Origin of the sequence: Streptomyces sp. NPDC086549 (assembly GCF_044746205.1) — a bacterium.
In the GTDB taxonomy this organism is placed as follows: Bacteria; Actinomycetota; Actinomycetes; order Streptomycetales; family Streptomycetaceae; genus Streptomyces.
Genome location: NZ_JBIVBS010000002.1, coordinates 402,844 through 427,262 on the forward strand (window position 1 = coordinate 402,844; position 24,419 = coordinate 427,262).

Genomic DNA, 24,419 nt, shown 5'->3' on the forward strand with positions numbered 1-24,419 from the left:
GTCCCGTAGTCCCCCCGACGCATCCATCCCGGTCGCGGAGGCGCTTACCTGCCCATACGCTCCGAAATGTGACGTCACCCTCGACCCGTGGCCGGCCCAGGCATGCCAAGTCGCACATAGCCGTGCGGGTGGCCCACGCCCTGCTGGGCATCGTGGTCGGGGTCGGGTGGCTGGTGTTGCCGGGGATGACGATCAGGGCCGAAGATCCGGTTCCCGTGGCGGGGGCCGCCGCCGCGCCGGAGCAGGGCGGGACGACCGCCACCGATCTGATCCTGCCGATAGCGGTCGTGGTCGCGGCGCTGGTGCTGGCGGGGTACGGCTATGTACGGCGCACCCGGCGGGCCCGGAGCCGTACGACGCCCGGTCTGGTGTCCGAGCGGCCGCCCGCGCAGACGGCGCACGACTTCGAGCGGCAGGCTCGGGCCTCGCTGGTCGAGGCGGACGACAGTGTACGGACGAGCCGGGAGGAACTCGGGTTCACCGAGGCGCGGTTCGGGGCAGAGGCCGTAAAACCGTTCGCAAGTGCCCTGCGGGCGGCGCAGACCGAGCTGACGGCCGCGTTCGCGATACGGCGGCGGTACGAGCAGGGGGCACCAGGGGACGAGACGGCCCGGCGGCAGGCGCTGGTCGGGATCGTGGGGCGGTGCGCGGAGGCCGGGCGGCGGCTGGACGCGGAGGCGGCCGGGTTCGACCGACTGCGGGCGCTGGAGCAGGGGGTGGGTGCCGCGCTGGAGGTCGCGGAGAGGCGGTTCCGGGAGCTGGCCGGGCGGACGGGGGACGCACAGGCCGCACTGGCGGAGCTGGGCGAGCGGTACGTGCCGTCGGCCGCCGCGTCCGTCACCGGGTACGTCGAACAGGCCAAGGACCGGCTCGTGTTCGCCACGACCCATCTCAACCGGGCTCGCCAGTCGGCCGATTCGGGGGACGGCGAGCGGGCGGCCCGCGCTCTGCGCGCGGCCGAGGGCGCCGTGGCCCAGGCGGACGTCCTGGTGTCCGGGGTGGAGCGGCTGGCCGGGGAGCTGCGGGAGGCGGCGGGGCTGGTGCCGACCGCGCTGACGGGCGGGGAGGCGGAGATCGCCGAGGCGCGCAGGCGGCCCCCGCTCATTCCCGAGGGCGAGCTCCTGGCCCGCGTGGCCCACGCCGACGTCGCCCTGGCCGCCGTAAGGGAGGAGCTGACCCGTGGGCGGCCCTACGACCCGTTGGACGCCCTGCGACGGATCACCCGCGCCGTCGGACTGCTCGGAGTGGGACGCGCCGGTGTCGTGCCCGTGGCCGCCCGGCTGGCCGCCCGCAGCGCCGTGTCCGCCGCGGGGGACTTCGTCTCCACGCACCGGGCGGCGGTGGGGGCGGAGGCCCGCACGCGCCTGGCGGAGGCGGAGCGGCTGCTCGCCGAGGAACCCGCCGAGTACGCCGTCGCCGACGGCCTCGCCCAGGAGGCCCGGGAGCTGGCGGAGCGGGACGTGCGGGCGCACGGGAATCCGTACGACGGCGCCGCCGACCACGCGAGCGGGCTGGCCGGGGCGGTCCTCGGCGGAATCCTGCTCGCCGAGGAACCCGACGGCGGCCCTCCGGCAAGCTTCGGCGGCCCCGAGACCCGCGACCGCCGCAGGCTCCCCCGGGAATAGCCGACCGCGCTCGCGACAGGAACCCCCAGCGAGTCACGACACCCCGAGACCCGCGACCGCGGAGGTGCCGCCGGTTGTCCTCAGAACAGGCTCAGCAACGCCTCCGCGGGGTCCGTCAGGCCGTTCTCGCCGTCTGGTAGGGGGAGTTCGAACCAGACCGTCTTGCCGCGCGGTGTGCGCCGGGAGCCCCAGGCCGCGCTGAGGAGGCCGACGAGCTGGAGGCCGCGGCCGCCCTCGTCCGTGTCTCGGGCACGGCGGCGGCGCGGCTGGACCAGGCCGGAGTCCCAGACCTCGCAGACCAGGGTGCGGTCCAGCAGGAGCCGGAGTCTGATCTCGCCCTCGCCGTAGCGCAGCGCGTTGGTCACCAGCTCGCTGACCAGCAGCTCCGTGGTGTCGACCAGCGGCTCCAGGCCCCAGCTGACCAGCTGGCCGCGGGCGTACTCGCGGGCGCGGCCCACACTGCGCGGCTCGCGCGGCAGCGCCCAGTCGCCGACGGAGTCGGCCGGCAGGCCCTGGACGCGGGCCATGAGCAGGGCGATGTCGTCCTCACCGTGGTGGGTGTCGAGGGTGTTGAGGACGTGGTCGCACACGTCCTCCAGGGGGCTGGTCGGGTCCGTGAGCGCTCCGACGAACGCCTGGAGGCCCTCGTCCAGAGGGTGGTCCCGGGATTCGACCAGGCCGTCCGTGTAGAGGGCCAGCAGGGCGCCCTCGGGGAGTTCGACCTCCACCTCCTCGAACGGTTCGCCGCCCACGCCGAGCGGCATGCCCGGGGGCACGTCCAGCATCAGCGCCGCCTCGCCCGGCTCCACCAGCACCGGCGGCAGATGGCCCGCGTTGGCGAACGTACAGCGTCTGGACACCGAGTCGTACACGGCGTACACGCACGTCGCCAGGTAGACCTCGGAGAGGTCCGCGTCGCGGGGCTGGCGGGCCGTGCGGGTCGACTGCTGGATGCCTCCGGGGGTGCCGAGGCCGCGCGCGATCTCGTCCAACGCCGAGAGCACTTCCGCCGGTTCCAGGTCGAGCAGCGCCAGCGTGCGGACGGCCGTGCGGAGTTCGCCCATCGCCACCGCCGCGCGCAGGCCGCGGCCCATGACGTCGCCCACCACCAACGCCGTGCGGTGGCCGGGTAGTTCGATCACGTCGAACCAGTCGCCGCCGACCTCCGTCGCGGCGTTGCCGGGCAGGTAGCGGCACGCGATGTCCAGGCCGGACGCCTCGGGGTCGCCCGGCGGGAGCAGGGACCGTTGCAGTATCAGCGCCCGCTCGTGCTCACGGCGGTACAGGCGGGCGTTGTCGATACAGACGGCGGCACGCGCGGCCAGCTCCACGGCGAGGTCCCGGTCGCGGTCGCCGAACGGCTCGCTGCCCTTGGTCCGGGCGAACTGGGCGAGTCCCACGACCGTGTCGTGGGCGACCATCGGAACGGCCAGCGTGGACTGGACGAGGCCGCCCTCCTCGGCGGGGACGTTGCGCGGGCGGGCGGTGCGCAGGGCGTCCGCACAGGGCGAGTTGAAGGGAAAGTGGTGGACCGCGCCGACGGCGACCGCTGATCCGCCGCCGACGAACGGCGCGTCGGAGACCGCGCTGGCGAAGGCGACGCGGCGCAGCTCCGCGCTGCCGTCGGCCAGGCCGGGCGGGGTCTCGTCGCCGGCCAGGAGTCCCTGGTAGAGGTCGACGGTGGCGATGTCGCAGAAGCCGGGGACGACGACGTCCAGGAGTTCGCGGGCCGTCGTCTCCAGGTCCAGGGAGTTGCCTATGCGGGCACCCGCCTCGTTCAGAAGGGCGAGATTCCGCCGCGCGGCCGCGGCCTCGCGGGCGGCCGCGCGACGGGCCGTGATGTCGGTGCCCAGCCAGGCGATGCCGATGGGGCGGCCGCTGCCGCTCTGCACGCGGTAGAGGTTGACGGACCAGTGCCGGCGCTCTTCGGAATCGGGCACGAAGCCCGTGACGTGCATGTCCGTGATGGAGTTGCCGGTCTCCAGGACCCGGCGCAGGGTGGCCTCGACCCGCTCCGCCTCGCCGCGCGGCAGGTAGTCGTGGACTCCCTTGCCCCGGTGGTCGTCCGGCGTACCGCCGAAGATGGACGCGAACCGCATGTTGGCGCGGCGGACCCGCAGGTCGGGGTCGATCAGCAGGAAGCCGAAAGGGGATTGACCGAAAATCGCCTGCGAGGCGGCGAGGTCGGTCTCGATGCGGCGCAGGGTGCGAACGTCGACCACGATGCAGACGGCGGCCCGGTCGCCCTCGACGGTCCGGGTCGGCATGACGTAGACCTCGGCGAGGCCTTCCTCCCCGCGCTGTCCGTCCTCCGTGTCCGGCATCCGGAAGGGGACGACCCCGGTCCACTCCCGCCCGTCGAGGATCTCGGCCATCTTGCGCTGGCCGCGCTCGCGCAGATCGGGGTCGATGAAGGCCTCGATGGGATCCATGCCGACGGCGCGTTCGGCGCGGATGCCGAAGAGCTGCTCGGCGCGCAGGCTCCACTGGTCGACGAGACCGCCGGGACTGATGGAGAAGGAGGCGACCTTGATGTAGTCGTACATGGAGCCGGGCGGACTGATCTGCCACATGGCGTCTCCGGCAGCCGCGGCAGAATCCCCTCCCTCCGCCCTCGCGCCGTCCGACGGGTCCTCGGACTCCGTGGCCTTCGCTGGTATCTCGCTCACGCGAACCGTCCCCTCCAGCTCACCGCGTCCGGCACCGGTCACCGGAAACGGCTGCCCGCAGTATCCAGCACTACGGGGCCGCACGACACGGTGTTCACGATCACAGCTCGGTCCAAACGGTTTTCGGACCGGGCCGCGACAACACTCCCAGTCTTCTAACCAGGGAACACGCCCTCGAATCACGTACTCCGGCAACAGCCGTCGGCCTGTGCCGTTCCGTGGACGGCGAGAGGGGGGCTGTACAGTGCGGGTGCCCGTTTCATCCCGGGACCGAGAGCTCGAACCACACCGTCTTCCCGTTGTCCCCGGGCCGGGTTCCCCAGCGGCGTGAGGAGCTGGCGACCAGTTGGAGGCCGCGGCCGCTCTCGTCCTCGGGACGGGCGACGCGCTCGTGCGGCGGGTCCGGGAGCGGGTCCGAGACCTCCACCAGCAGGGTGTCCCCGAGGCCGGAGGGGCGCACGAGACGAACACCGATGGGGCCGGTGGCATGCCGCAGGGAGTTGGTCACCAACTCGCTGACCAGCAGCGACGTCATGTCCGCGAGGCTTTCCAGCCCCCAGCCGCACAGCTGGTCACAGACCGCGGTGCGGGCGGTGCGCACGGCGCCGGGGTCCGCGGGAAAGGTCCACTTGGCGGAGTGGCCTTCGGTGTCGATCACGCCTGATCACTTCCCAGGCAAGCAAGCCCACTCATGTCCGGTTTCGTGGGGTTAATGGGCACATACCCGATATCCGGAAGGTGGTACCGCCAGGAAGGGCGCACTGTGGCACGAACGGCGTACGGGGACCTCGACGTACCCCCGATTCGCCCACATGCCCCTTACCGACCTTACCTACGCGCCTCTTACCGAGCGCCTCTCGCCGACGCGCCTCTCACCGACGGGCCTCGACCTGCCGTACGGCGGCGACGTCCTGGTCGAGCCAGTCCACGTCCCAGACCTCACCGGGGCCGAGCCAGCGCAGCGCGTCGTGGTCCTGGAGGGGCTTGGGGTCGGCGGAGCCGGGGCACAGCCGGGCGGCCCACACGTGCAGCACGTACGGAGGCTTCAGGGGCCACTCCCCCGGAACACGCTCGACGGCCTCGGCCTCCACGCCGAGTTCCTCGCGCAGCTCGCGCACCAGGGCGGCCTCAGGGGTCTCGCCGGGTTCGACCTTGCCGCCGGGCAGCTCCCAGCGGCCGGCGAGCTCGGGGGGCGCGCTGCGGCGCGCGGCGAGCAGCCGCGCGCCGTCGAACAGGGCGGCTCCCACCACCACGATCCGTTCCGTCATGCGGGGGAGCCTACGGGAGCGCGGTCGAGGTCAGTTGCGCGTACTGTCCCCGTTCTGGGCGATGCGCTCGACCCAGTACAGCTGCTTGTGTCCGCGGTCGTCGAGGCTGTCGGCGATCTTCTGGGCCTCGGCCCGGGTCGCGTACCTGCCCACGCGGTAGCGATTGCCGTTGTCGTCCTGCCGTATCACGAGCCAGGGAAGAGAGATCGTCCCTTCACTCATGGCGCCCCACCCCTCCGCTTCCCGTGGACCCGCACTCCGAGGAAACCGCAATCCGCATATGCCCGAGCGTACGCCTAACATTTACGCAGCGAACACGGCTTTTCACAAAGAGGTACGCAACCAGCCAGAACCCCGGGGGCGCACGATGCCGAATGCGCCGTCCGCGCGCCCCGGTGCGTCCGGTCGGCGGCATGCCGAGGACAGCCGGGTCCACCTGCGAAAACGGCCGGATTCCAACGGCCCGGGACGATACCCGAATCGGGCGGGTGACAGGGGCAACTGCCCAGAGGGTGTGCGCTACTTCACGGGCAGGTGGTACGCGGCACGGTAACGGTCGGCGGGAATCACCAGGTCGGCCGTCTCGACCGGGCGGCCGGAGGCGTAGTACGTGCGCTGGATGACGAGGACGACGTGCCCGGGGACGCCGCCCAGCGTGAGCAGTTCCTCGGCGAGGCCCGGACGGGCGCCGACCTCCTCGGTGACGTTGTCGACGATGACGTCGATGGCGCGCATGCGCTCGACGACCCCCATGCCGCCGAGCGGGCCCTCCTCGGGCAGCATCACGGGCGTGCGGCCGGTGACGGCGAGGGGCTCCCAGGAGGTGGAGAGCATCATCGGCTCACCGGCGTCCCGGAAGAGGTACTTGGTGCACATGACGCGGTCACCGGGCCGGATGCCGAGCCGCTCGGCGATGGCGCCGCTCGCCTCCGCCTGCTCGCTGCTGGACTCCCAGGTGCCGCGCGCGGCGGCGTCGGACTGCTCCTGCCGGAACGGCGAGGCGCCGCCGACCGGGCGGAATCCGGAGCGGGCCACCCGCCGGGGCACGGGCCGCTCGCGCACATACGTCCCCGAACCGGAGCGGCCCTCGACCAGCCCCTCGGCCATCAGCACCTTGCGGGCCTCCAGGGCGACCGTGTCGGAGACGCCGTACTCCTCGCGGATGCGGGCCTGGGAGGGGAGCCGGGCGTGGGGCGGCAGCGAACCGTCGACGATCTTCTGGCGGAGATCACCCGCGACGCGCAGATACGCCGGCTGCTCACCGAAAGTCACTGGCCGCTCCCATCAGATTGTACAGACAGCAACAGCGTGGCAACCGTGGGTTGTGCCATGCAAGCGAAGGCCAGAGAATCACTCGATGTGATGACTTGCCATGGGGGAGGGCTTTACGCAGGCACTTTCTCCCCGTTATGGCCGCCGTCACACCTCCATTCCGGCACCGTCTCCCTCGCTGCCGGAACCGCTGCCTCCGGCGTCATCGGGCGGCGGGGTCGTGGCCAGGCCCAGAGCCTTGCGTGCGGTGACCGTCTTGTTCCGGTCGAGCAGCTTGAGGCCCTTGTCGTAGTGCGCGTAGAAGGCGTCGGCGTCGGAGGCCCCGGCGGCCTTCGCCCACTCGGCCCGGGACTTGTCGATCAGCACAATCAGGGCGGCGACCGGCTTCTTCGCGTCCGCCGGCCACCGGTGGCCGCGCAGCATCCCGGCCTGTGTGGCGAGCGCCTTCTCGACCCGGCCCGCCCACGCCTTGTGCCCCGGCAGGTCGTCCTCGACGTACTCCGCGTCGGGCGCGCTGTCCATGGCGGCGTTGAGCACGGCAGCAGCCTTCAGATAGGCGACCTGGTCCGCGTCGAGGACGGTCTCGTCGTTGCGCAGCGACCCGGTCAGGGGCTTGCCCTCGGTCGTGTTGCCGAACACGCAGGTGACCTCGCGGTCGCCCAGGCTCCAGCTGTCCGAGGTCGGCGTGACGTAGTAGACGTCGACGTCGCGGGGAATGGCCCAGCCGTCCATCGCGTAACTGTCCTGGAGCCCGTAGCACCGCTTGCCGGCGCTGTCCGCGACCGAGTCGTCGCCCGGGTAGGAACGGCCCGTCAGCCTGAAGGTGCCGAACACCTCGCCGTCATGCTTCCCGGCACAGGAGACCTTGTCGGCGCCGTGCGCCTCGCCCGTGAGCGAGCCGTTGGGCGTGTTGAAGCACTCGCCCTTGGCCAGCGAAAGGCTCGCGCCGTCGCGCGCGCCCTCCTTGAACCCCTCCCAGAATCCGGCCGCCCCGCCCGTGGCGAGCGCCAGCACCCACAGCGCGAGCCCGATCCCGGACAGCACGGAGCCGGCGATCGCCATGCCCTTGCCGCGCTCGCCCCGCTTCCTGATCTGGCTCAGCGCGATCAGCCCGAGGACGAGTCCCACGCCCGGCAGGAAGCACAGGATGCCGAGGACGAGGGCGGCGATGGCGAGCCCGTTGACGGGCGCCGGGTGGTTGAAGGGGCTGTAGCCCTGGGCCCAGGGCTGGTACGGCAGTTGCCCGTAGGGGCCCTGGGGGTACGGGCCCTGGGGGTACGCCCCCTGGGCATGAGGCCCCTGGGGATACGGCGGGTACTGGCCTTCGGGCTGCTGGGGGCCGGGAGGCGGAGGTATGGACACGGGTACCGTGCTCCTGGGTCGGGCGGTGGCAACGCTGAACTGACGTACGACTGGGCGCATCGTAAGCGCGCTACGGGTGGGGGTGGAATGCGGGTCGCGGGTGCGACGGTCCGCTCGGTGAACGGGCTGACCGCCCGTTGGGCGGGGGCCTCGGAGGACGGCACGGTGTTCTCGGCCGCGGGGGTGTGGCCGCTGCTGGCCTTCCTGGCCGACGGTGCCGGGGGTGCGGCACGGGCCGAGCTGGCGGAGGCGCTCGGGCTGCCCGCCGGTCGGGCGGCGGGCGCGGCACGGGAGTTGCTCGCCGCGATGGGGGCGATGCCGGGGCTGGACACGGCCGTGGGGCTGTGGACCGAGCGCACGCTGGAGCTGCGGGAGGAGTGGGAGGCGGGGCTGCCCGCGGAGGCGCACGGCGTGCTCACCCACGACCTCGCCGCCTCCCGGGAGGCGCTGGACGCCTGGGCGGCGAAGCGGACGGGCGGGCTGATCGAGCGGATGCCGGTCACGCTCACGGAGGACGCCAGGATGGTCCTGGCCACCGCTCTCGCCCTGCGCACGGACTGGCGGCAACCCTTCACCGAACGGCCGCTGCGCCCGGATGCCGGACCGTGGCAGGGCCGCACCCTGTCCGGCCTGCACCGCAGGAGCGTCCGCCCGGACCGGGTGGGGGTGACGAGCACGCCCGACGGCTTCGTCACCGTGCTGAAGGTGCCCGGCGACAACGGCATCGACGTCCATCTGGTGCTCGGCGAGGAGCGGATGACGCCGGGCCAGGTACTGAGGGCGGGCGTCGGCGTCCTGGAGCGGACGCTTCCGGTGGCCGGGGGCGGCCGGCTTGACCACGGGCACGTGGGACCGGGCCTGTACGTCGAGCGGCAGCCCTCCGTCGCTCCGGAGCCGACGCAGCTCGACGTGACGACGGTGGCGTACGAGGTGACGGCGGACCACGACCTGCTCGCCCTGCACGGCCTGTTCGGGCTCACGACGGCGCGGGACACCTCGCAGGGCCACTTCCCCGGCGTCAGCGCCGCCCCGCTCGCCATCGGGGCGGCCGGGCAGTCGGCGGTGGCGCAGTTCGGGGCGCTCGGGTTCCGGGCCGCCGCAGTGGCGGCCGTCATGCCCGTGGCGGCCGGCGGCCTTCCCCGGTACCGCTACGAGACCACCGTCGTCCGGGCGGTGTTCGACCGCCCCTTCGGCTTCCTCGCCGCCCACCGGGAGACGAGCCTCGTCCTCGCGGCGGGCTGGGTCACGGACCCGACGCCGTTCGGCACCCCGGGCCTCAGGGACGCTCACGCTCCAGGACGGTGACACAGCGGGCGAGGAGTCCGGTCAGTGCCGCCCGCTCCTCGTCCGTGAACTCCGCCGCCAGCGCCCGCTCCACCCGTACGGCCCGTGCGTCCGCGTCGGCCATGACGGCTCGGCCCTCGTCCGTGAGCCGGGTCTCCAGGACGTTCCTGTGCCACTCGTGCGGAGTGCGTTCGATCAGCGCACGGTCCTGGAGGTTCTTCAGGACCGTGTTCATGGTCGGCGGGGTGACCCCGCACAGCCGGGCGAGGGCCGCCGCGCTGATACCGGGGTTGCCCGAGAGGTGGAGCAGCGCCGAGTACTGCGCGACGGTCAGGCCAGCGGGTTTCAGAACCGCGGCCTTGGTCGCGCCGAGGGCCTGTTCGGCCCGCTTGAGGTGGGAGCCGAGGCGCTCGGAGGCGGGCATGGACGTCATCTGCGCATGCTAGGTCCTTGTCCTGTCGGGCACGTCCATCGGTTCACCCTCTCCCGCCCATTAATACATTGACGATGATTAGAGCTCTAATCTACGTTCATGTTCGTCATCCTGTGAGAAGCCGAACCGAGAGGCACCGCTGTGTCCCGTTCGATGCACCGCCGCACTTTCCTCACCACGGCCGCCGCCGTGGCCGTCGCCGCGGCCGCCCCCACGGCACACGCGGCCGCCACGCCCCGTGTCTCTGCCGCCTTCGCGCTGCCCGGCGACCGCGTCTACCCCGAGGGCATCGCCCTCGACCCGCGCACCGGCGACGCGTACGTCGGCTCGTACGCGAACGGCGCCGTCTACCGCGCCGCTCGCGGGGAGCGCACAGCAGAGGTGTTCCTGCCCGCGGGCGCCGACGGCCGCGCCACCGCCAACGGACTCAAGGCCGACCGGGCCGGGCGGCTGTGGGTCATCGACTCGACCGCCGGCGTCGACGTCTACGACCTGCGCGACCGGTCCCTGATCGCCCGCTTCGAGGTGCCGGGCGACGCGCCCCGCTTCGTCAACGACCTGGCCGTCACCCGGGACGGCACGGCCTACCTCACCGACAGCATCCGCGCGGTGATCTACCGCGTCACCCCCGCCGACCTGGCCCGCGGCCCGCGCGGGACGCTGACCCCGGCCTACGACCTGAGCGACGTCAAGGACCAGCGGTCCCCCGACGCCTTCACCCTCAACGGCATCGTCGCCGACCCGGCCGGACACCGGCTGTTCGCCGTCGACATGACCGGCGGCGGCCTCTACCGGGTGGACGTCACCACCGGAGCCGTACGCCAAGTCACCCTGCACGGCGGAGACCTGACCCACGGCGACGGTCTGGAGCTGGCGCACGGCACCCTCTGGGCCGCGCACAACGCCGTCGACACGATCACCCGCTGGCGGCTGTCGCCGGACGGCTGCTCGGCCCGCCTGGAGCGGCGGTTCACCGATCCGGCGCTGCAGATCCCGACCACGCTGGTCCGGGACGAGGGACGGCTGCTGGTGGTGCGGTCCCAGTTCGACAAGGGCGGACCGATGGGACCGGGCGTGCCCGAGTCGCCGTTCACCGTGGCGTCCGTGACGGGAATCTGACGGTCGTTCGTCGAAGACGAGGAGAGTTCCGGTCCAACCGGTTTCCCCTCCGGTTCACCTCGCCGGCCTCCGGCTCCACAACTCCAGCAGCACCCGCTCCGGCTGCTCGCCACGGGCCAGCAGGCGGGCCGCCCTGGACCATGTCTCCGGGGGCAGGCCGTGGTCGGTGACCAGGCGGTACAGCGTGGGGCCCGGGCCGGGCAGCATCAGCAGTTCGCCGAGGAGGCGGGCCTCGCCCGGCGGGGCATCGGTGGCGAGGACCAGGTCCAGCGCGTCGGAGCCGTACCGTTCGACCAGGGCGAACCCGTCGTCCCCCGCCGCCAGCAGCCACGGAGTGAGCCGGCCGGCGCGGGCGCCGTGCTTCTCCCGCTGCTCCACCAGCAGCCGCAGCACGCGTGACCCGGAGCGGCCCGCGAGCAGCGGCAGCCAGCGCGTCCCCCACACCGTGACCGCCTCGGCCGCGCCCGGCAGCCGCTGCTCGACGACCGCCGCGGTCACCATGGCCCGGGGCCCGAACCGGGCACCCACGGACAGCACGGCCTCAAGCGACCGTGCCGCCAACTCATGTGTCAGCGGGGTCAGTTCGGCGAGCATACGGCGCTGCTCCGGGCTGAGTCGGAACCGGTCGGCGAACTGCTGGGCGACCACTCCGAGACCCTCGCGCAGCAGGGTACGCAGGGCGAGGGGCGGATCCGCGGAGGCCAGGATCAACGGGAGTTCACGACGGGCCCGGGGGTCGAGGGTGCCCTCGGGTTCGGCGGCGTGCAGGCGCAGCAGGGCCGTGCGCTGCTCGGAGCCGGCGAGGGCGGCCAGCAGGGGCAGCAGGGCCGGGTCGGCGGCCAGCGCGTCGGCCGTGCCGGGCGGGGCGCCCGGTCCGAGGACGTCGGCGGTGACCCGGTGTGTCAGCCGGGGTCCGTCGACCGCCCAGTCGCGGATCTTCGCGGGCCGTTCGACGACGTTGCCGAGGACCCAGTCGAGGGCTCTGCCGCGCTCCAGCTGCCAGCGGGACCAGGCGACGGCGGCGGCCGTGCCGAGCGGCGCGGTCTGCTCGGCGCGTTCGTAGCCGCGTTCCTGGAAGGCGGCCACGACATCGGCCAGGGAGCGTCCGATGCCGTCGGCGTACCCCTTGAGCAGGCTCATCGCCCGCTGGTCCAGGCCGAGTTCGACGGCGTTGCGCAGTCCGTCGGTGCCGTAGCGGGCGAGGGCCTGCTCGGTGTCGGGGAACGCGGCGACGATCTCGGTGACGTCCAGGTCGCCCTGTTCGGCCAGCCAGCGGCCGGCCAGCACCGGGTGGGCGCAGATCACCGGCCAGTCGGCGGGCGCGGTGCCGAGCAGCGCGCGGACGGCGTCGTGCCCGGGGGCCCGCGCGTCGGCGGCGATCTGCAGCAGCACCCGGGCATCCACCGCCCCGGCCGGGTCCTGGTCCACGACCTGCACCCAGCCCAGGCCCAGCAGGCCCAGGTGCTCGGGCTGGCGCAGCCCGTCCAGCAGGCGCCGCCACATCTGGGGGGTGTAGCGGGAGAGCAGGTCGAGGTCGTCGCCCTGGAAATGCGGCCGGAGCAGGGCGAACAGCTCCGGGTCCTCCAGGCGGGTCGCGAGGAACTGGAGGCTGGGCGCGGGAATGCGGGAGAGCAGGGAGACCAGTGCGTCGTCCATGGCGGTGACCGCGACCGCCAGACGCTGCGGCGGGACCTCGCGCACGGCCGTGCACAGGCGTCCGTACAGGCCGACGCGGCGGATGCCGGCGCGCTCGCGCAGGGCGTCGTCCATCGCCAGTCCGTCCGCGCCGATCTCCCGGCGCGGGTCGAAGACGTCGGCGAGGCGCCCGGCCACCGGCAGCAGGCGCCGCGTGGCCTCGCCGTACAGGTCCTCCTCCGCCGGGCCGAGCAGGGCCGACATCAGGCAGTCCCGGAAGACGGAGCGTGGCACGCCGGACAGGGCGGTCACCATGCGGCGCATGCCCGCCTCGTCGAGCAGCCGGGTCTGTTTGCGCAGGCCGGGCGCGTTCTGCCGGTGGCGGACCGCGACCAGCAGTTCGGTGTTGGTGCCGAAGCAGTCGGCCATCCGGTCGAGCAGCATCGCGCGCTCACGCGGCCGCATGCCCCGCTCGACGCCGTCCAGCTTGAGCGTCCAGCCGCCGGCGAAGGTGCGGCGGCGCATCGCCTGGCCGCCCTTGCCGTCCAGGATCTCCTCGGAGTACGTGTCCATGTCCCGATCGGTGAAGTACGGCAGCTGGTCGGCGCGCACACCCGCGATCTTCGGCGGGATCACGGACATGTCCTCGGGGTCGACCTGTTCGACCCGCCCGCCGCGCACCCGCTGGAGCTCGCGCAGCGAGGGCGCGCCCATGCGGCCCACGACCACCAGCCGGGCGCGCGGGGCGGCCGACGCGGCCCGGCCGGCCAGGCCGACCAGTTCGTCGGGCCGCACGAGGACCCAGCCCGCGCCGGACAGGAGGGTGGCGCTGCGGGTGCTGAGCCGCCGGCTGTCGAAGGCGGCCAGGGCGATCACCTTCGGGCCGTGCTCGTGCAGCAGGCCCAGGCGCAGCGCCTCCGGGTTGACGGCGAGCCGTTCGCCGCCGCTGAACTGGGCCGCGTCGTCGTACACCAGCAGCGCCTCGGCCTCGGCGAAGTCGGCGCGGGCACGTGACTGCTCCTCCAGGCGGGCGGCGCGGGCGAGGGTGTCGGCGAGCTGACCGGGGCGCAGCGCCGGAACGCGCTGGAAGCCCGCCGCCGTCAGATAGCCGCCGAGGTCGGCCGGGCCGTCCACCGATCCCCAGGCGCCGGGTGGCAGCCCGCAGGCCATCCAGCCGGCCAGCCGCGTCAGGGCACGGACCTGGACCTCGCGCCAGCGGACCAGGGCTTCCTGGCCGGTGGCCGCGGTCGGCAGGTCGCCGCCGAGGAGCAGCGCGCTGGGCAGGGACATGCCCTGGGCGCCGGGCATCCGGCCCTCGAAGGGCAGATAGCCGTGCCTGCCGATGCCGGCCAGCATCAGCGAGCCGGAGTTGACCACGAGGTGGTCCGGGGACAGCTCGATCGGCACGTATCCCTCGCGTGCCATGTCGTCCAGGGCCCGGCCGAGCGGCACCAGGGTGCGCAGCGCCCCGGCGGGCGTCCAGCGGTGGCCGGCGACCAGCATCGCGTCCAGGTCGTCGCGTTCGCGCAGCATGTACAGCGGCAGGGAGGAGTCGCCCGGCGCCCAGGCGGTGATCAGGGCGGGCGGCAGCCCGGGGTGGTCGACGATGTCGAGGAGCGCGGGTGTGACGGGGTTCCCGGCGGCGAGCAGGGCGGCGGCCTGGCCGCGCCGCCTGCGGTTGGGGAACAGCCGCAGTGCCCCGTACACGTCGGCGTCCTCGTCCTTGACCAGCCGGGTGGCACGGACCGCGGCCGCGGACCGCAGGTGTCCCGGCCGCAGCTGCACGGTGTGGGGCTCCCAGAAGCGCCCGGAGCGGCCGGGGATGCGGGTGAGGAGGCGGCCGAGTGTTGTGCCGGAGTCGGTCACGACGCCTCCCCCAGTCCGCGCAGCGCCGACTGCAGCACCGTCGCGTCGCGTGCGCGGGCCAGGTCGATGCGGACGCGGTCGACGGTGGCCAGGCGGAACTTCCTGGAGGACAGGCAGGTGGTCAGCGCGTTGGTGAGCACGGGGCCGTAGTCGAGCGAGGTCAGGTACTTGCGGGCGGGGGCGCTGGCCTCGAACTCGTCGGCGTACAGCTGGCGGTACTGCTGCTCGGTGAGCCGGTCCAGCGCGGCGGCGTGCGCGAGGGTGGCGCCGAGCATGTAGATGTCGAAGCGCACGGACGCCTCGGACATCTCGCCGGGGTCGTCGGAGCCCTCGGGGCCGGGAGGCGCGTACGCCGGTGTGGTCGTGGAGATGCGGCCGCCGACCGGGACGGCGGCGTCGTAGTCGATGAGCACGTAGCGGGCCGGTGGGCCCAGCACCAGGATGTTCTCCGGCTTGATGTCGGCGTGGATCCAGCCTTTGGAGGAGGTCTTCCCGGTGTGCCGCTCGGCGTGCAGGGCCGCGAGCGTGTTGCACAACTGCTCAGCCAGATCAAGGAGTTCGTCCTCGGTGTAGCGGCGGCTCGCGTCCTTCCTGGCCTGGATCTCGTGCTTGAGGGTGAGCGGCGTGCCTCCGCGCTGTCCGATGAACTGCTGCACCAGGAAGTCCTCGTGGGGCGGATCCGGGTGCCGGCCGGCGGCGATCAGCGACGGCGACGGCTGGAACTCGACGCTGATGACCACCGGGCACTGCTGGGTGAGCTGGGTGGCCTGCCGGACGGCGCGCAGGCCCTGCTGCCGCTGCCGCCGTTGCTCCGACAGCGTGTTCTGGACCTGCCGCGGGTCGTCGAGGGCGGTCTCCGGCCACCACATGCCCTTGAGCACGACGTCCCCGCCGGACCAGCGGTCCTCGGCGAGCACGATGTAGCCCTGGCCCGCCCTGGCCAGCACGTCGCGGGTCACGAACCGCCCGTCCACGCCGAACTCGGCCGGGATCCACGCCTTGCGTGGCGAGCCGAGCGCGTCGGGGTGGTCGGCGTACTCCCAGCGCGGCACGAATCCGCTCACGCGTCGCCCCCGAAACTGATCCGCAGCCGTACCATGCCCGGCCCCAGGTGGAGTTCGTCGCCGTCCTCCAGCGCGTACGGTGTCGCGGTGGCGAGCCGGCCCGTCCGGGGCCGGCCCAGGCCGTCCGTGTCCGGGTTGAGGAACGTGACGTTCTGATGCGGCTCCGGCACGTGCTCGACCAGCGGCATCCCGTCGTCGTCGAGGAAGATCCGCAGGTGGGTGCGGGAGATCTCGGCCGCCTCGTCCCGGTCCAGGCCCGCGGTCACGTCGGTGACACCGGGGCGGCTGCGCGAGGCCCGGCCCAGTGTCAGACCGCCCTCGGCCGGTACGGCGACGATGTGCCGGAAGATGTGCCCGTGCTGGACGCCCACCTGGACGGGTCCGGCGACCGGGCCGTCGGGCAGGGCCGGTTCGGCCACGATCTCGACGGCCTCGTAGCCGCAGGAGCGGCAGTACCAGCGGGCGCCGTCCTTGTTGACCTGCCGTGGCAGCAGCACCTCGCCGCCCCGTCGGCAGGCCTCGGCGTCGGAGGTGCACCGGAAGCGTTCCTCGGCGTCCCGGCCGAGCAGACCGGCCTTGGTGCGCTTGCGCTGCCAGTCCCGCTCGATCTCCTCCTCGGTGGCCACCCCGAGCTGTCGCGGGCTGAACAGGATCCGGCCGCGTATCCGGCGCACGCTCCACACCCGTGAGTCGTTGCCCTGCAGCCAGGGGTGCTCGCGGCGTGCATAGCGGAAGTTGTCGCTGGAGACGATGGCGGCGTCGAACTGCTCGGCGAGCGCGAGGATCCGGTCGTCGGCGTCGCCCTGGTGGACCTCCAGCCACTGGGCGCGCTCGGCCTGTTCGACGAGGTGCCGGTCGCCGAGGACGGGCCGGACGCTCGCGTCCACGACCGCGAGGGCGCCGGCCCCCGGATGCTCCCGCAGCCAGGCGTCGCGCACGTCGACGACCCGGGCGAACGGCCAGGGACGCTGCCTGGTCGCGGCCACGTTCGACGCGTCGATGATCACACCGGGGACACTCATGACGCACCCGGGCGGAAGGACGGGGGCTGGGTGGGGGCGTCGGGGCCGTCGGCGCCGGGACGGGCGCCGGAGCCCCCGTACGGGCCTGCGGAGCCGTACCCGCCGTAGCCGCCGTGGGCACCACCGGTGTCGTCCTCGTCGTCGTCCAGACTCCGCGTGCGGCGCCGGGCACGGATCTCGTCCGGCATCTCCACCGGGATGGGCTGGAACCAGTCGCGCTTGCTGCGGGTGGAGCTGCGGCTGGAGGTCGCCCTGGACTCGTTCATCACGTCCTTCTCCTGCATCCCCTCGCGCAGTCCGCCCGCCGACTGCTGGAACACGGCGGCGAGGTCGGGGTCGGGGACGCGGCGGGCGCGCTCCACGCCCTCTTCGAAGATCCGTTCGCGCTCGGCCCGCGAACCGGCCGCGTCCGCACGCTGGTTGATCTCGCGTTCCAGGTCGACCGCGGCCACCTCGCGCTCGTAGTCGGGCCGGATGTTCTGCGCCAGCGGGTTGTCGACCGTCGGCAGGCCGAGGGAGCCCGGCTCCAGTGCCCTGGCGTCGGCACCGGATCCGATGCGTCCGGTCGCCTTCAGCACCGGGACCGGGCCGGCGCTGACCCGCTCGGGCGCGCGGATCTTCAGGGCGTAACGCGGCTGGCCGTCGTGGCCCTCGCCGATGGCGCCGAGGGTGAGCCGGATCTCGCTGGGGCGGCGGCCGCCGCCGTCGGAGAGGACGCCGTCGAGACGCCGCCGGACGGGGTCGATCTGGTAGACGCCGAGGACCTGGAAGTGCGGGTTGATCTCCAGGGACAGTTCGCCGCTGCCCGCGACCACGTCCCTGCCGTACGCCGCGAACCGCGCCGTGATCTGCTTCATCGCCTCGGCGGCGGTGGCCCGGGAGGCCACGTGCTCGGTCATCCCGGTCGGCGCGAGCCGCTCCAGCAGGCCGTAGTCGGCGCCCGCGCCGATGCCGATGACGTCGGTGTGCAGCTCGCGGTCGGCCGCCCGCCGGGCGAGGGCGGCCAGCCGCTGCGGGTCGGTCTCGCCGTAGTTGGGCAGTCCGTCGCTGAGCAGCACCACCCGGCGGGAGCCCGCCTGCTGCCGCTCCAGCTGCTCGTACGACCGCTGCAGGGCGCCCTCGATGTTGGTCCAGCGGCGCTCGTCCTCGACGTTGCCGTTCCACCGGCCCTTGCGCCGCAGCTCGTCGGCGGTGCCGGAGAAGCGCACACCGGCGTTCTGCGCGAAGGTGACCACCTCGACCCTCGCGCCCTGCGGCAGCGCTGCCGCCAGCTCGCGCACGCCCGCCTCCGCGACGTCCTTGCGGCTGACGTCGTCGGGATTGCCCGGGTCGGCGAACTCGTCGCTGGTCGAGTCCGCCCTGATGCCCATCGACCAGCTGTCGTCCACGGCGAGGACATAGGCGACGCCGTCGGCCACCCGGTCGGCGCGGCGCAGGATGCGCGGGGCGACGGACACGACGAACTCGTCGCCGAGATGGACCTCGTGCCGGTCTGCCGCGATCTTGATGTCCTCGGTCATACGCCTTCCGCCTCCCCGTCGGTCATGCGTTCCCGCCCTCGTCGGCTCCCCTGGCCGGTCATACGTCCTTCGCCTCCCCGATCGCGCACACCAGCGCCGTGGCGTTGTCCCAGCCGCCCAGCGCCTCGGCCCGCTGCACCAGGGCGGCGGCGAGGGCGGGGGCCGGCGGGCGCCCCGACGCGTCGAGCTGAGCGGCGAGGTCCGCCAGGACCGTCCCGAACCAGCGGTCCCGCTCCGGCTCGGTCGCCCCGTCCGAGGCGAGCAGCAGCAAGTCACCCGGGGCGAGCGCGACGGTGGTGTGCGTCCAGCGGCCGGGACCGTTGCCGAGGTAGTTGACCAGCGCGGACTCCTCGCCCTCGGCGTCCGGGGTGATCCGCAGCCGTTCGGCGAAGCCGGTGTGGGCGGGGGTCAGCCTCCAGGCGGCGTAGGGGAGTTCACGCGAGGACACCGGGTGGCGCAGGGGCCGTACCAGCCAGGCCTCCGAGTCGCCGACGGACACCAGGGAGGCGGTGCCGTCGGGGCGCACGGTCGCCAGCACGGCGGCCGAGCAGCCCAAGGCGGTGGCCCGGCCGATGGCCGCGTCCAGCTCGTCGACCAGCTGCTGCGGCGACAGGTCCTCGTCCATCCGCCAGCGCCGCACGGACTGCTCCAGGGCCGCGCGGGAGGCGAGGGCGCCGGAGCCGTCGCCGGCACCGGTCACCCCGTCGAAGACGGCGCACCGCATCGTGCCGGACGCGCCGCGCACGGCGCCCGCCGTGTCCTCGTTGTCCATGGCCGGATCGCCCTTGGCCTTGCGGGAGCCGACCGCGCTCTCCTGGTAACAGGTCGCGGAGATCCTGTCCGGCGCGCGCCGCTCCAGGGCCTCGTGCAGCGGCGCCAGGCCGGCGGCGACGCCGTGGCGCAGGTCGTGGGTGAGCAGCCGGTGGCAGACCGCGTCCAGCCCCGGCGGATAGGTGCCGGCGAACACCTCCATCATCCTGAGGGCGTCCCGCAGATCCAGACAGGGCCGCTCCGCCACCGCGTCCACCAGGGCCTGCACCAGGGCGCGCCGGTCCCGGGGCGGCGGTGCGACATCGCGCCGGTCGCGCGGCCCGAAGCCGCCGTCGAAGTCGTAGCGCGGCAGGGCGGCCACCTGCCAGCCCTCGTACGTGTCGTGCCGTACGGACTCGGTCACCAGGCAGCCGGGGCCGACCCGCTCCAGCGCGGCGTCCACGGTCCGCCACAGCGCGGGCAGTTCCGCGAGCAGTCCGGCGGGCTCCAGGCTGCCGTGCTCGACGACGGCTTCCCGTAGGACCGGCGCCAGCTCCTGGTTCCAGCGCACGGTGATCTCGGGGACGGCGACGGCGACGAACTCGGGCGCCTCGGCCGGCGCTTCCGTTTCCCGCTCGTGTTCCCGCTCGTGCTCCTGCCCGCCGACGGGGTCCTCGACTCCGTCCACCGGCGACTCCATGGGCTCATCCACGCTCGGACTCCACTGCGCTCGCGTCTCCTCGGGGGTGGCGGCCGGAGGTCCGGCCGGGGACGGGGGCTCCGGCACGCTCAGGCCGCCTTGAGTACGACGGCCAGGACGACCGCGATCACGGCGAGGACGCCGACGAGCACGAGCCGCTGGAGGCCCGCGCGGTTGGCCCGGTTCAGCTCCTCGGTCAGCCGGGTCCGCTCGCTCTCCGCCTGCTGCGTCCGGAACTGCCAGTGCTGCACGGCCTGCCCGACCTCGTCGCGGGCGGCGGCGACCTGCCGCTGGGACTCGGCCCGGACCTCGGCGACCTGCCGGGCGGCCTCGTCCCTGGCCCGCCGCACCTCCTCCTGGGCGCGTTCCTCGCGTGCGCGGGCGTGCCGTTCGGCCACCTCGGCGCGTTCGGCCGCCTCGCGTCGGGCCGCTGCCAGTTCGGCTTCGGCGCGCTGCGCGGCCACGGCGGCCTCGGCCCGCACCCGTGCCCGCTCCTCCTCCGCCGCCCGGTTCAACAGGGCCTCCACGTCCGGCCCTTGGCCGACCGGGAAGGGCGCGGCACGGTGTGGCCGGGCGGTGTCCAGGGGCTCGGTGTCCGAGTAGAGCTCGGCGACGGAGGTGGCGGCGCCCACGGGCGGTTCGGCCAGGGACAGCGAAACAGGGCGGACGGTGAGCGCGGCCGGGTCGAGGACCGTGACCGGCCGCCAGCCGCTGAACCCGTCGGGCTCGGCGTCGTACACGGCGGTGACCGCGACGCCGGATCCGAGCACCGCTACGGTGCCGTCGACCTGTGCCCACAGGGTTTCACCGGCCTTCAACAGGGAGGCGACGACCTCGGGCGTGGGTGTGGGCACCCCGGACGGCGGGGCGGGTTCGGGTCGCGGGGCACCGGGTGTGACGGGCTCGTGGGCGTCGTCGACGAAGACACCCCAGTCGGAGCCCCCGGCGGCGGGGGTGGGATTCGGCGTATGAGCCCCGCCCCGGGCCCCGGACGGCTGCTCGGGCGGTGTCTCGTCCACGAAGGAACCCCAGCCGGACACATCGCCCCCCAAGTCTCGCCGTTACCAAGACCAATGCTCCGTAAGGTAATTAACATCACATCAGGTCCGCGCGTGGGGACTTTCGAGGAAGCGGGGGAATCCTGTGGAGAAGCATCTGACGACGAATTACAAGGAAGCCTGCTTCCTCGTCGACCTCTCGAACGTGGTGCGCCGCCAGGACCTGGGCGAGCCCGGCCTGCGGTCACTGCGCAGGCTGGGTCTCGTCGTCGACGCGGCCGTCGAGCTGGCCCGCGATCCCGACCTCAAGCTGTATCTGGTGGCCGACCGCAGCCTGCGCCTGGGCGGCCGCCACGAGTTCACCGATCCGGCGGACGTGCGCCTGCTGGGGCAGTGGGTGCGGCGCGGCCTGGTCGAGGAGCTGGGCGACGCCGACGAACGGGTCCTGGAACTGTGGGCGATGATCGGCATCCCGGTCATCACCGGCGACCGCTACCGGGGTGCGCGCGAGGACTACCCCTTCCTCCAGGGCAACACGGACGACTTCCTGGAGCCGGTGCCCGGTCCGGGCGGCACGGTGCGGCTCGTCCCGCTGGACATGGGGGTGGCCAGGCCCGACGAGATCTCCCGCAAGTCGGAGGAGGACGCGCTGAAGAAGCAGGGCCTGCTCGGCCCCCGGCGCAAGCCGCGCTCCGAGGTGGTCGACCGCAACTGGCGCTGCCCCGACCGCCGCTGCACCACCTACGACACCCGCAAGGGCTCGCGCGTCCTGCTGCCTCGTATGCACCGCGGCGTCCCGACCTGCGAGCAGCACGGTCTCGAACTGGTCGACGACGGCCCGCGTACCGCCACCGCTCAGGTGAAGCTGCTCGTCGGCGGCAAGGTCACGGCCCGCTTCACCCTGGAGGACGGCTCGACGGTACGGATCGGCCGGGCCCCGGGCACCGGTGACATCGCCCTCCACGACCTCCTCCCCGGCGACCTGGCCGCCCGCGTCAGCCGTGCCCACGCCGAACTGCGGGTGGCGGGCGGCATGGTGCGCGCCAGGGACGTGAGCAGCTTCGGCACACGGTGGCGGGCGACGGCGGGGAGGTCCGGTCCGGGCCCTTGGCACGAACTCCCGAAGGACGCCTCGCGGGACTTCCGCGTCGGGGACGAACTGGAACTGACCGAGGGTGTGGTCCTGGCCCGCAGCGGGCGCCGGTTCCCGGCGGAGCTGTCCCAGGAGTGGCAGCGCAGGACGCCGCCGAGCGGGGAGGGGTCGGACGCGGTCACCCGGATGTACTGACGGGTGCCGGACTCTCCGCAGAGGCCGGGCTCTCCGCAAGGGCCGTCTCATCCATGCGAGAGAGTCACGATGCGGGAGGACCGAAGGACCTTGCCCCGCGCGTCCAGCGCCTTTACCTGGAAGTACGGTCCGGGGTTGTCCGTGGTGACGGCGGTCTCGAATCCGGACCGAGGGGCATGTGCGGTGACGACCGACAGGGAGTCGGGGGCGGGTCCGGCCAGTACCCGCCATGCCCTGGTCTCGGTCGAGCCGTTCCAGGAGGCGTAGACGACGCTGTGGCCGCCGTCGGACCGTGCCGCCGCACTCGGCGGGTAGTACGGCGTGCCGGTCCACTCGTTCCTGAACGCCCGGTACGAGATGTCGGAGCCCGGCTGCTTCGCGTCGTAGAGCAGGTTCCGTGAGGCGTTGCCCTCGGTGTTCCCCGCACCCGCGTACTCCGAGTAGTACGGGCTCTGGCCCCACCCGATGAACTCGTTGCCGTTGGAGAGGGCCTGCGTGTTGCCCTGGGTCGGCGACTCCAGCGGCGGCTGGTGGTAGTAGGCCCTGTCCACGGTCGCCTTCCGGCCGCGGAAGTCGAGGTTGAGGATCAGGCCGTGCGACCGCTGTTCGGGGGCGCCGTCGGGCAGGTCGCAGCAGCCGTCGTCGAACATGCTGATCCGGTTTCCCGGCCGGAACCGGGCATCGTGCTGCCAGTAGAAGTCCGCGTTCGGGCCGAAGGTGAAGTCGCTCTTCTTCCCCCCGATCTGATAGCGGATCCTCCCGGACTTCTTGGCGACGTCGTAGATCGCCCACATGTTCCGGGCCGAGATCAGCAGTCGGCCGTCGGGACCCTCGTCGACCGAGTTGATGTGAAAGGCGTCCCACACCCCGCCCGACGACGACGCGCTGGAGGCGGCCTCCTCGGAATCGGCGGGGTCGAGGTGGTCCAGCGCGTTCCACGAGTAGAGGAGTCTGCCCGTGGCGAGGTCGACCTCCTGGATCTCGCTGTTCTCGATGGCTCCGTTCTGCGGTCCCCCGTAGGGCGTGAGATCCATGGGCACCGGTCTGGAGGCGATGAACAGTGCGGTGCCCCTGCGGGTCAGGGTGAATTCGTGCTCGTCCGGGTAGTAGCCGTGCTGGGCGGAGACAGTCCTGAGCAGGCGGTAGTGGGTGTCGTAGAGGTAGTAGCACCCGCCCGGTTCCGGCGCGCCGGCCGGCAGGTTCGTATACGCCGGGGGAAGCGCGAGGGTGCCCTGCCACCAGGTCAGCACCGGTTGTCCTTGGTCCCCGTGGCCGTCGAAATAGGTCTGGACCCTGAAGTCGGCGTTCTGCAGGTTCGTCGAGGACAGCGGGCGGAACCAGACCGGATCACCGGACTTGTCGTTAATGAGCGCCCCGGTCTGGCCGACCATCCGGTCAGCGCTGAACGGGGCGACGAAGATGCTGCCGGGAGCCGTCCCCGGCCTGTTCGCCGTGACGGTCACCCGCATGGGGCGAAGGCCCGGCTCGGAGACGAAACTCCAGACGTCGCTGCCCGACAGGACCGGGGGCGGAGTGGGTTGCGACGGCGGGAAGGGGGTCGTCGCGCACAGGCGCGATGCGCCCTCCGGCGGACCGGTCGCGGCCGACGGCACGCAGCTCGCGACGACACACCCCGCAGCGAGCGCACAGGCCCACAGGGCGCGACGGGCCCTTCTGCCTGACCGCCGAGCCCACGGCTCTCTCGACGCCATCGCCGACCTCCTTGGCACCCGGCAACAAGATCGGGAGTTGCTCCCCGGGCGAAGGTAAGCGGCGAGGACCGCCCGCACCCGCTCGAAGCCACGCGGGGTAGGCCGTTCGGCAGGCGCGAACTCACCCGGACATATGACGGAGCGCCCACCCCGTCCACTGACGATCTCGTGTGCCCGGATCTTGCCGAGTCGCTACGGTTGAGCTATGACCGCACTGCCCGACTGGATGCGCCCGCCGCGCGCGGAAGGCTGGTTCGCGGAGGACCTGGACCGCCTCCCCGAGGCACCTCGCCATACCGAGCTCATCGACGGAGCCCTCGTCTTCATGATGTCGCCGCAGAGGTGGTGGCACGGCCACCTCGTCACCATGCTCACCGTCGCCCTCATGGAGCAGGCGCCCGGCGATGTCAGAGTCGGCCGCGAGATGACCATAAAGCTCGACGAGCGAAACCGGCCCGAGCCGGATCTCCTCTTGACGACGGCTGACTACGACGGAGACCGCACCTGGTTCGCACCGGACGAGGTGAGACTCGTCATCGAGGTCGTCTCCCCCGAGTCCGCCCACCGCGACCGCACGGTCAAGCTCCGCAAGTACGCGGAAGCCGGTATCCCGCACTACTGGTGCATCGAGGACGAGGACGGCGCCCCCGTCGTCCACGTCTACGAACTCGATGAGCCCACGGGCACCTACGCACCCGCCGGCATCTTCCGAGGCACGCTGGAACGCCCCGTGCCCTTCGAAATCAGCCTGGACCTCGACAAGCTCACCCCGCCACGGGGCAACTGAAAGCCGGCGCGGGACGACGGAAGGGGCCGGGCTCAGCTGAGCTCG

At 73.0% G+C, this 24,419-nt stretch carries 18 protein-coding genes and 1 pseudogene; 5 read left to right on the forward strand and 14 right to left on the reverse strand.

All coding sequences use genetic code 11. From position 1 onward, the window contains the following. Nucleotides 1-68: 68 nt before the first annotated feature. On the forward strand, nt 69-1,625 hold the full coding sequence (locus ACIPSA_RS08510) for a hypothetical protein (RefSeq protein WP_402630435.1): 1,557 nt from the start codon (nt 69-71) through the stop codon (nt 1,623-1,625). Nucleotides 1,626-1,705: 80 nt separating this feature from the next. Here ACIPSA_RS08510 and ACIPSA_RS08515 read toward each other — a convergent pair whose 3' ends face one another. The 6 genes and pseudogenes from ACIPSA_RS08515 to ACIPSA_RS08540 all read right to left on the reverse strand — a co-directional run bounded on the left by ACIPSA_RS08515 (nt 1,706) and on the right by ACIPSA_RS08540 (nt 8,196). After that, nucleotides 1,706-4,294: a SpoIIE family protein phosphatase gene (locus tag ACIPSA_RS08515; protein WP_402630438.1), complete on the reverse strand. Its 2,589-nt coding sequence runs from the start codon at nt 4,292-4,294 to the stop codon at nt 1,706-1,708. Nucleotides 4,295-4,553: 259 nt separating this feature from the next. Beyond that, nucleotides 4,554-4,983 (reverse strand): annotated as a pseudogene (locus ACIPSA_RS08520) (ATP-binding protein). Between the two features lie 183 nt (nt 4,984-5,166). Further along, complete coding sequence (locus ACIPSA_RS08525) at nt 5,167-5,562, reverse strand: (deoxy)nucleoside triphosphate pyrophosphohydrolase (protein ID WP_402630441.1); 396 nt, start codon at nt 5,560-5,562, stop codon at nt 5,167-5,169. 30 nt (nt 5,563-5,592) lie between these two features. Beyond that, a complete protein-coding gene (locus ACIPSA_RS08530; RefSeq protein WP_402630443.1) occupies nt 5,593-5,784 on the reverse strand; it encodes an SPOR domain-containing protein in 192 nt (63 codons plus the stop codon). Between the two features lie 297 nt (nt 5,785-6,081). Then, nucleotides 6,082-6,834 carry a GntR family transcriptional regulator gene (locus tag ACIPSA_RS08535; RefSeq protein WP_402630446.1) on the reverse strand — a complete coding sequence of 251 codons (753 nt, stop codon included), beginning with the start codon at nt 6,832-6,834 and terminating at the stop codon, nt 6,082-6,084. 147 nt (nt 6,835-6,981) lie between these two features. Beyond that, nucleotides 6,982-8,196: a DUF4190 domain-containing protein gene (locus ACIPSA_RS08540; RefSeq protein ID WP_402630449.1), complete on the reverse strand. Its 1,215-nt coding sequence runs from the start codon at nt 8,194-8,196 to the stop codon at nt 6,982-6,984. 87 nt (nt 8,197-8,283) lie between these two features. On the opposite strand from ACIPSA_RS08540, the gene ACIPSA_RS08545 reads away from it, so the two are divergent. Then, the gene (locus ACIPSA_RS08545; RefSeq protein ID WP_402630451.1) at nt 8,284-9,501 is read left to right on the forward strand and encodes a serpin family protein; all 1,218 of its coding nucleotides are present in this window, start codon (nt 8,284-8,286) and stop codon (nt 9,499-9,501) included. On the opposite strand, the gene ACIPSA_RS08550 is transcribed toward ACIPSA_RS08545, so the two are convergent. Then, nucleotides 9,473-9,913 carry a MarR family winged helix-turn-helix transcriptional regulator gene (locus ACIPSA_RS08550; protein WP_402630454.1) on the reverse strand — a complete coding sequence of 147 codons (441 nt, stop codon included), beginning with the start codon at nt 9,911-9,913 and terminating at the stop codon, nt 9,473-9,475. The genes ACIPSA_RS08545 and ACIPSA_RS08550 overlap by 29 nt on opposite strands. Nucleotides 9,914-10,066: 153 nt before the next feature. Between ACIPSA_RS08550 and ACIPSA_RS08555 the strand changes: the two genes are divergently transcribed. Continuing rightward, a complete protein-coding gene (locus tag ACIPSA_RS08555; protein WP_402630457.1) occupies nt 10,067-11,032 on the forward strand; it encodes an SMP-30/gluconolactonase/LRE family protein in 966 nt (321 codons plus the stop codon). Between the two features lie 54 nt (nt 11,033-11,086). On the opposite strand, the gene ACIPSA_RS08560 is transcribed toward ACIPSA_RS08555, so the two are convergent. The 6 genes from ACIPSA_RS08560 to ACIPSA_RS08585 all read right to left on the reverse strand — a co-directional run bounded on the left by ACIPSA_RS08560 (nt 11,087) and on the right by ACIPSA_RS08585 (nt 20,608). After that, nucleotides 11,087-14,533 (reverse strand): hypothetical protein, encoded by a 3,447-nt coding sequence (locus tag ACIPSA_RS08560; protein WP_402630459.1) that lies wholly within the window; start codon nt 14,531-14,533, stop codon nt 11,087-11,089. After that, the gene (locus ACIPSA_RS08565) at nt 14,530-15,597 is read right to left on the reverse strand and encodes a phosphotransferase (RefSeq protein WP_402630462.1); all 1,068 of its coding nucleotides are present in this window, start codon (nt 15,595-15,597) and stop codon (nt 14,530-14,532) included. Before ACIPSA_RS08565 ends, ACIPSA_RS08560 begins: the two co-directional genes overlap by 4 nt. Then, on the reverse strand, nt 15,594-16,619 hold the full coding sequence (locus ACIPSA_RS08570; protein WP_402630464.1) for a hypothetical protein: 1,026 nt from the start codon (nt 16,617-16,619) through the stop codon (nt 15,594-15,596). Before ACIPSA_RS08570 ends, ACIPSA_RS08565 begins: the two co-directional genes overlap by 4 nt. Further along, nucleotides 16,616-18,139, reverse strand: coding sequence for a VWA domain-containing protein (locus ACIPSA_RS08575; protein ID WP_402630466.1), 1,524 nt, complete (start codon nt 18,137-18,139; stop codon nt 16,616-16,618). Before ACIPSA_RS08575 ends, ACIPSA_RS08570 begins: the two co-directional genes overlap by 4 nt. A gap of 58 nt (nt 18,140-18,197) precedes the next feature. Further along, nucleotides 18,198-19,601, reverse strand: a complete 1,404-nt coding sequence (locus ACIPSA_RS08580) for a hypothetical protein (RefSeq protein ID WP_402630469.1) — start codon at nt 19,599-19,601, stop codon at nt 18,198-18,200. A gap of 77 nt (nt 19,602-19,678) precedes the next feature. Beyond that, a complete protein-coding gene (locus ACIPSA_RS08585; protein ID WP_402630472.1) occupies nt 19,679-20,608 on the reverse strand; it encodes a hypothetical protein in 930 nt (309 codons plus the stop codon). A 124-nt stretch (nt 20,609-20,732) separates the two neighbouring features. Here ACIPSA_RS08585 and ACIPSA_RS08590 point away from each other — a divergent pair, with 124 nt between their 5' ends. Beyond that, nucleotides 20,733-21,875 (forward strand): FHA domain-containing protein, encoded by a 1,143-nt coding sequence (locus ACIPSA_RS08590; RefSeq protein ID WP_402630475.1) that lies wholly within the window; start codon nt 20,733-20,735, stop codon nt 21,873-21,875. Nucleotides 21,876-21,922: 47 nt separating this feature from the next. Here ACIPSA_RS08590 and ACIPSA_RS08595 read toward each other — a convergent pair whose 3' ends face one another. Further along, nucleotides 21,923-23,344 (reverse strand): arylsulfotransferase family protein, encoded by a 1,422-nt coding sequence (locus ACIPSA_RS08595; RefSeq protein WP_402630478.1) that lies wholly within the window; start codon nt 23,342-23,344, stop codon nt 21,923-21,925. A gap of 448 nt (nt 23,345-23,792) precedes the next feature. On the opposite strand from ACIPSA_RS08595, the gene ACIPSA_RS08600 reads away from it, so the two are divergent. Next, nucleotides 23,793-24,374 carry a Uma2 family endonuclease gene (locus ACIPSA_RS08600; RefSeq protein WP_402630481.1) on the forward strand — a complete coding sequence of 194 codons (582 nt, stop codon included), beginning with the start codon at nt 23,793-23,795 and terminating at the stop codon, nt 24,372-24,374. Nucleotides 24,375-24,419: the final 45 nt, after the last annotated feature.

Coding starts and splice junctions, on each gene's coding strand:
- ACIPSA_RS08530 (WP_402630443.1), bottom strand. CDS start 5,784: ATGAGTGAAGGGACGATCTCTCTTCCCTGGCTCGTGATACGGCAGGAC.
- ACIPSA_RS08545 (WP_402630451.1), top strand. CDS start 8,284: ATGCGGGTCGCGGGTGCGACGGTCCGCTCGGTGAACGGGCTGACCGCC.
- ACIPSA_RS08550 (WP_402630454.1), bottom strand. CDS start 9,913: ATGACGTCCATGCCCGCCTCCGAGCGCCTCGGCTCCCACCTCAAGCGG.
- ACIPSA_RS08525 (WP_402630441.1), bottom strand. CDS start 5,562: ATGACGGAACGGATCGTGGTGGTGGGAGCCGCCCTGTTCGACGGCGCG.
- ACIPSA_RS08595 (WP_402630478.1), bottom strand. CDS start 23,344: ATGCGGGTGACCGTCACGGCGAACAGGCCGGGGACGGCTCCCGGCAGC.
- ACIPSA_RS08570 (WP_402630464.1), bottom strand. CDS start 16,619: ATGAGTGTCCCCGGTGTGATCATCGACGCGTCGAACGTGGCCGCGACC.
- ACIPSA_RS08555 (WP_402630457.1), top strand. CDS start 10,067: ATGCACCGCCGCACTTTCCTCACCACGGCCGCCGCCGTGGCCGTCGCC.
- ACIPSA_RS08575 (WP_402630466.1), bottom strand. CDS start 18,139: ATGACCGAGGACATCAAGATCGCGGCAGACCGGCACGAGGTCCATCTC.
- ACIPSA_RS08600 (WP_402630481.1), top strand. CDS start 23,793: ATGACCGCACTGCCCGACTGGATGCGCCCGCCGCGCGCGGAAGGCTGG.